Annotated in this window: 4 protein-coding genes; 2 read left to right on the top strand and 2 right to left on the bottom strand. The window is 72.9% G+C overall.

The window, feature by feature from the left end; translation table 11 throughout:
* The first annotated feature begins 55 nt into the window (after positions 1-55).
* Positions 56-1,885 (top strand): choline/carnitine O-acyltransferase, encoded by a 1,830-nt coding sequence (locus tag FNX44_RS23925; RefSeq protein WP_143650983.1) that lies wholly within the window; start codon positions 56-58, stop codon positions 1,883-1,885.
* A 56-nt stretch (positions 1,886-1,941) separates the two neighbouring features.
* Positions 1,942-2,829, top strand: coding sequence for an SDR family NAD(P)-dependent oxidoreductase (locus FNX44_RS23920; RefSeq protein ID WP_228450163.1), 888 nt, complete (start codon positions 1,942-1,944; stop codon positions 2,827-2,829).
* A gap of 95 nt (positions 2,830-2,924) precedes the next feature.
* On the opposite strand, the gene FNX44_RS23915 is transcribed toward FNX44_RS23920, so the two are convergent.
* Positions 2,925-4,310, bottom strand: a complete 1,386-nt coding sequence (locus tag FNX44_RS23915) for a hypothetical protein (protein ID WP_143650981.1) — start codon at positions 4,308-4,310, stop codon at positions 2,925-2,927.
* 102 nt (positions 4,311-4,412) lie between these two features.
* Positions 4,413-4,894: hypothetical protein (locus FNX44_RS28250; RefSeq protein WP_228450162.1), on the bottom strand; the 482-nt coding region annotated here is incomplete at its 5' end.

The following is a 4,894-nucleotide window of genomic DNA, read 5'->3' as shown; positions in this document are numbered from 1 at the left end:
CCCTGGCACAGCCCCGCCACCCCCTCGCCCGACCGTCGCGAAACGAGACCTCCCGATGACAGAACAGGCCGAGCAGACCCACCAGGCCGAGCACACCTCCACCTTCGCCCACGAGGACGACCTGCCGCGCGTCCCGCTGCCCGCCCTCGCCGACAGCTGCGCCCGCTTCCTCCAGTGGTGCGCCCCGCTGCTCACCCCGGAACAACTGGCGGAGACCGAGGCGGCCGTCGCCGACCTCCAGCGCCCCGGTGGCCCCGGCGAACGCCTCCACGCCGAACTGGAACGCTTCGACGCCCACCCCGACACCCACAGCTGGCTGGACACCTTCTGGCCCTACCGCTACCTCGGCCGCCGCGACCGCATCGCGCTCAACGCCAACTTCTTCTTCCTCTTCCAGGACGTGGCGCTCTCCCAGACCGCGCGGGCCGCCGAACTGACCGCCGCCGCCGTCGACTACAAGCTGCGACTCGACCGCGAGGAGATCCCGCCCGTCACGCAGCGCGGCGTACCGCTGTCGATGGAACAGAACAAGTACCTCTTCTCGGCGACCCGCATCCCCGGCGAGACCCAGGACACCGTCCGCCGCCCGTACACCGAGGAGTGGCCCGGCCACTCCCGGGCCCGCCACATCGTCGTGTTCCACCACGGCCGGATGTTCCGTATGGACGTCATCGGCCCGGACGGCGTGCCGCACTCGCCGGCGGACCTGGAGGCCGGGCTGGGCGCCGTGCTGAAGGCCGCCGCCGAACCGGCGCCCGGCGGCACCTCCGTCGGGCACCTCACCACCATGGCCCGCGCCGAGTGGGCCGCCGCACGCCGCCGGCTGCTGGACCTCGACCCCGTCAACGCCGCCACCCTCGACGAGGTCGAGACGGCGCTGTTCTGTGTCTGCCTGGAGGACCCGGCCCCCGCCGACACCCAGGAGACCTGCGACCGGCTGCTCCACGGCGACAGCGCCAACCGCTGGTTCGACAAGGCCGTCTCCTTTGTCGTTTTCCCCGACGGCCGCGCCGGCATCAACGTCGAGCACTGCGGGCTCGACGGCACCACCGTGCTGTCCTTCGTCGACACGCTGCTCGGCACGCCCGCCGAGGAGCAGGCCCGCCGCTCCGGCGCCCGCGACCAGGGGCTGCCGGCCGTCGGACCGCTGACGTTCGTCCTCGACGACGGTCTGCGCGCCGACGTCGGCCGCGCCGCCCGCGAGTTCGCCGACTACGCGGCGGCGACCGCCACCACCACCCTCTCCTTCGAGGACTTCGGCAGCACCGCCGCCAAGCAGCTGCGCACCTCCCCGGACGCGTTCGTCCAGCTCGCCTACCAGCTCGCGCACCAGCGGGCCAAGGGCCGGCTCGGCGCCACCTACGAGTCGATCGCCACCCGCCAGTACCGGCGCGGCCGCACCGAGGCGATGCGCGTCGTCACCCCGGAGATCCAGGCCTTCACCGCCGCCATGGACAACCCCGACGCGACCCCGGCGCAGCGCCGGGCCGCGTTCCGCGCGGCGGCCGAAGCGCACGTCGCCAGGGCCAGGGAATGCCAGACCGGGCAGGCCCCCGAGCAGCACCTGTGGGAACTCGAACTGATCCAGCGCCGCCGGGGCGACGAACTCGGCATCACCGAGCAGCCAGCCCTCTTCCGCACCCCCGGCTGGACCGTCATGCGCGACGACTACCTCAGCACCAGCTCCGCGCCGTCCCGGCACATCCAGTACTTCGGCTTCGGCTCCACCAGCAGCCGCTGCATCGGCGTGGCGTACGTGCTGCTGCCCGACCGCTTCAACCTCTACCTCAGCACGCCGCGCCCGGTCGCCGACCAGATGCACGCCTTCGCCGACCACCTGCGACACGCGGTCGCCGAGCTTCGCGCCCTCCTCGCGCAGTCCTAGCCGGGGTGCCGCCCCGGCGGAGGTGTGGGCCACCGAAGCCGGGGCACTCGGCGGCCATGCAGATCAACGGAAGTGTCGCCGTGGTCACCGGGGCCTCCGGGGGCATCGGCCGGGCCACCGCCCACGCCCTCGCCGAACGCGGCTGCCAGGTGGTGGTCACCTCCCGGCGCGCCGAGTCCCTGGACGACGTCGTCCGGGAGTGCGAGGAGCGCGGCGCCGAGGCCCTTGCCGTACCCGCCGACGTCACCGACGCCGACGCGCTGGACTCGGTCGCCCGCGCGGCCGACGAGCACTTCGGCGCGCTGGACATCTGGGTGAACAACGCGGCGGTCACCGCGTTCGGGCCGATCGAGGAGGTCCCGCTGGACGTGCAGCGCAGAGTGCTCGAGGTCAACGTCTTCGGCTACCTGCACGGCGCCCGCGCCGCTCTGCCCTATCTGCGCGAGCGCCCGCAGGGCGCGCTGGTGAACGTCTCCTCGGTGGTCGGGGTGGCGACCCAGCCGTACGCGGGCGCGTACGTGATGTCGAAGTTCGCCGACCGCGCGCTCAGCGGTGTGCTGCGGCAGGAGCTGCGCCTCCGGGACGCCAAGCACGTCAAGGTGTGCTCGGTGCTGCCGGCGGCGATCGACACCCCGCTGTTCGCGCAGGCCGCGAACTTCACCCGGCACCGGGTGACGCCGCTGAAGCCGGTGTACCGGCCGCAGCGGGTCGCCCGCAGCATCGTGCGGGCCATCCAGGTGCCGCGGGGCGAGCTGGTCTCCGGCACCGCGGGGCACTCCCTCGCGCTGCTCGCCCGGCTGCTGCGGATGCCGACCGAACGGCTGATGGCCCTCATGGTGCGGCGCCAGCACTTCTCCGACGACCAGGCCACCGAACCCAGCCGGGGCAACCTCTTCGAGCCGGCGCCCGAATCCGGCTCGGTGGACGGCGGCTGGCGCTCCTGAGCCGTCCGCCTGCCGCGCGTCCGCCCGCCGCGCGTCCGCCTGCCGCGCGTGGTGTCGCGCGCGTGGGTGTCGCCGCGTGGGTGTCGCGTGGGCCCTCACACCCAGCGCACGCCCTCGTAGCCGCCCGCACCGGCCATGAAGCCGTCGACCTCGTCCAGCGTCAACGAATCCGGCATCGGGTACCACTCCGACGCCTTCTTCCGCAGCGCGTTGTCGTACGTCGTGTAGTGCGCGAGGTCCCGCGGGTGGCTGCCGGCGTCCAGCCCCGCGAAGTCGCCCTCCACCCGGGCCTTCGCGAGCAGCCGCCGCCACTCGCCGATCTTCGTCAGACCGACGGCCTCGACGCCGTTCTGGAACAGCGTCATCAGGATCTCGTCGTACGGCTCGCGCTCACCGTCGTCCAAGTACTGCTCCAGCGCCCGGTACGACGTCTCGGTGTTGAACTTCATCCAGAACGGCACCGAGCCGGTGCGCAGCACCAGACGGGGCTCCATCACGATGAACGACTCCACGTACAGCCGCCGTGCCTCGATGCCCCGCCGCCGGTACCACCAGCGGTACAGGTCGGCGACCAGCGGGCTGGGCGACTCCGGCTCGTCGAACGCCAGCCGCCGCACCCGGTAGCCGTGCTCCCGGGCGAACCGCTCGACGTCCTCCGCCAGCGCCTCCTCGAAACCCCACTCCGCCTCCGGCGACTTCTCCTCCGGCTCCGGCCCGTACCAGCGGCGGACGGGCGAGTCGTAACGCTCCAGGTACTCGGCGACGCGTTCGCCGCCGTGGTGGAACTCCTCCTCGGTGGCGCCGCCGAGTGCGCCGTGCTGGAACACGTGGCGGGGCCCCAGCCGGTTGGTGCCCGACCGCCGCCGGCAGTCGGAGATGACGATCGTGCCGCCGGGCTCCAGCCGCTCGCCGAGGAAACGCTCGTAGCCCGGACCGAGCGTCCGCCGCTTGTAGCGGAAGTACGTGAGCGCCCTGACCATCAACCGGTCCTGGTTGGCATCGTGCATGTGGTGCAACTGCACGTCCGGGTTGGCCTCCAGCAGCGCCCTGCCGGGCTCTACGCCTCTGATCATCGCGCCGCTCGGATCGTCCGGGTGCACCCGCTGCCGCACCGGCACGAAGAACGTCTGCGGCAGCCAGGGAACGCCCAGCGCCACCCACAGATGTACCAGCGCACCGCACGAGGAGCCGACGGCGATCGCCGGATACCGCCGCTCGGGATACTCCTCCCCGACCCAGCGGGACACGTCCTCGAGATCGATACGGCCGGTCCGCCGCGGACTGATCGTCTCCGTCGCGCCGCTGACGACGAAGAACATCTCCCGGGCGCGTTCCGGCAGCAGCCGGGTGGCTCTGACGATCGGCCGCAACGGGGCCGGGTGACCGAGTGAGGGGAAGCCCTCGCCCCTGAGAAACGCGGCGTTCGCCCTGAGCATCGCGGAGGCGGAGTCGAAACCGGCGAGAAAGCGGGGGATGGGCATGAGACGACCTCCCTGTCCTTCTGACGGGTAGCCGTCGGCGCGGGAGGACAAACCGTCGGCGCGCCCGACACCGCGCGGGTACGGCGCCCGGCCCCCCGCCGGTCAGGAGGCGTGCGGCGGCAGCGTGAACGGGCGGGAAAGCATCGCACCCCAGTCCCGCCACACCGGGCAGTCCAGCGGCGGCCGCTCGGTCAGGAACCGGTTCACCTCGCGGTAGAACACCGGCCTGATCGGCAGGTACGGATGCGCCACCCGCTGCGGGCACACGTTGCGGTCCACCGGCAGCCGCCAGCCGTCCGGCATCAGCGGCAGGTCCGTCGCCGACGTCACGCTGAACGAGCGCACCTCCGGCGGCAGCGGCTCCGCCAGCACCGCCGAGGCGCCGTCCGGCGTGGCCAACAGCTCCCGCGCGCCCGGTGAGTCCGGCTCGAAGACGAAGTCGACGCGCGCGGCCAGCGGCACCACCATCCGCAGCAGATCGCCGGCCACCCGACCCTCGCCCCGTTTCCCCGCCGGCGGATAGCCGATCGGGCTCCGCGGGAACGGCCCGACCAGCAGCAGCACGTCCACCTCCGGTGCCCTCC

It is taken from the genome of Streptomyces alkaliterrae, from assembly GCF_007097205.2.
Classification (GTDB): Bacteria; Actinomycetota; Actinomycetes; order Streptomycetales; family Streptomycetaceae; genus Streptomyces; species Streptomyces alkaliterrae.
The sequence above is the reverse complement of the archived record's forward strand: the minus strand, read 5'-3'. Positions and strand labels throughout refer to the sequence as shown.

What these genes read in the sequence shown, in the direction of transcription:
- FNX44_RS23925 (WP_143650983.1), top strand. Translation starts at nt 56, where the DNA reads ATGACAGAACAGGCCGAGCAGACCCACCAGGCCGAGCACACCTCCACC.
- FNX44_RS23920 (WP_228450163.1), top strand. Translation starts at nt 1,942, where the DNA reads ATGCAGATCAACGGAAGTGTCGCCGTGGTCACCGGGGCCTCCGGGGGC.
- FNX44_RS23915 (WP_143650981.1), bottom strand. Translation starts at nt 4,310, where the DNA reads ATGCCCATCCCCCGCTTTCTCGCCGGTTTCGACTCCGCCTCCGCGATG.